Consider the following 1,394-nt stretch of genomic DNA (forward strand, 5'->3'; position numbering starts at 1 on the left):
CGGGGCCTGCGTGTCGTGATGCAGAAGCTCGACCCGTATCTGAACGTCGACCCGGGCACGATGAACCCGTTCCAGCACGGTGAGGTGTTCGTCACCAACGACGGTGCCGAGACCGATCTGGACATCGGTCACTACGAGCGTTTCCTGGACCGGGACCTGGACGGCTCGGCCAACGTGACCACCGGCCAGGTGTACTCCGCGGTGATCGCCAAGGAGCGGCGCGGGGAGTACCTGGGTGACACCGTGCAGGTCATTCCGCACATCACCAACGAGATCAAGCACCGGATCCGGCGGATGGCCACCGACGAGGTGGACGTGGTCATCACGGAGGTCGGCGGCACGGTCGGCGACATCGAGTCGCTGCCGTTCCTGGAGACCGTGCGCCAGGTCCGCCACGAGGTCGGCCGGGACAACGTGTTCGTCGTGCACATCTCGCTGCTGCCCTACATCGGTCCGTCGGGTGAGCTGAAGACCAAGCCGACCCAGCATTCGGTGGCGGCGCTGCGCAACATCGGTATCCAGCCCGACGCGATCGTGCTGCGCTGCGACCGGGAGGTCCCGACCGCGATCAAGCGGAAGATCTCCCTGATGTGTGACGTGGACGAGGCCGCGGTGGTGGCCTGTCCCGATGCCCGCTCGATCTACGACATTCCCAAGGTCGTGCACACCGAGGGCCTGGACGCCTATGTGGTGCGCAAGCTGGATCTGCCCTTCCGTGATGTGGACTGGACGACGTGGGACGATCTGCTGGACCGGGTCCACAACCCGGCGCACGAGGTCACCCTCGCTCTGGTCGGCAAGTACATCGACCTGCCCGACGCGTATCTGTCGGTGACCGAGGCGTTGCGGGCGGGCGGGTTCGCCAACCGTGCCCGGGTGCGGATCAAGTGGGTGACCTCCGACGACTGCAAGACGCCGGCGGGTGCGGAGGCGCAGCTCGCGGATGTGGACGGCATCTGCATTCCGGGCGGGTTCGGTGAGCGGGGTGTCAACGGCAAGGTCGGTGCGATCCGCTATGCGCGGGAGAACGGGGTCCCGTTGCTGGGGCTGTGTCTGGGTCTGCAGTGCATCGTGGTGGAGGCCGCGCGGAGTCTGGCGGGTATCCCGGATGCCAACTCCACGGAGTTCGATCCGGCCACCGGTCACCCGGTGATCTCCACGATGGCCGAGCAGATGGACATCGTGGCCGGCGAGGGTGATCTGGGCGGGACGATGCGGCTGGGCATGTATCCGGCCAAGCTCGCGGAGGGCTCGATCGTGCGCGAGGTCTACGACGGCAGGGAGTACGTCGAGGAGCGTCACCGCCATCGTTACGAGGTCAACAACGCCTACCGTGCGGAGCTGGAGAAGAAGGCGGGCATCGTCTTCTCCGGTACCTCTCCGGACGGCAAGCT

General features: G+C 66.4%; 1 protein-coding gene. It reads left to right on the top strand.

Features of this window, described 5'->3' with window-relative positions; all coding sequences use genetic code 11:
- Positions 1 to 1,394 (top strand): CTP synthase (locus tag ACZ4W9_RS40295; protein WP_467944221.1); only part of this gene is annotated, 1,394 nt, incomplete at both ends.

Source organism: Streptomyces sp. NPDC029296 (assembly GCF_055569255.1).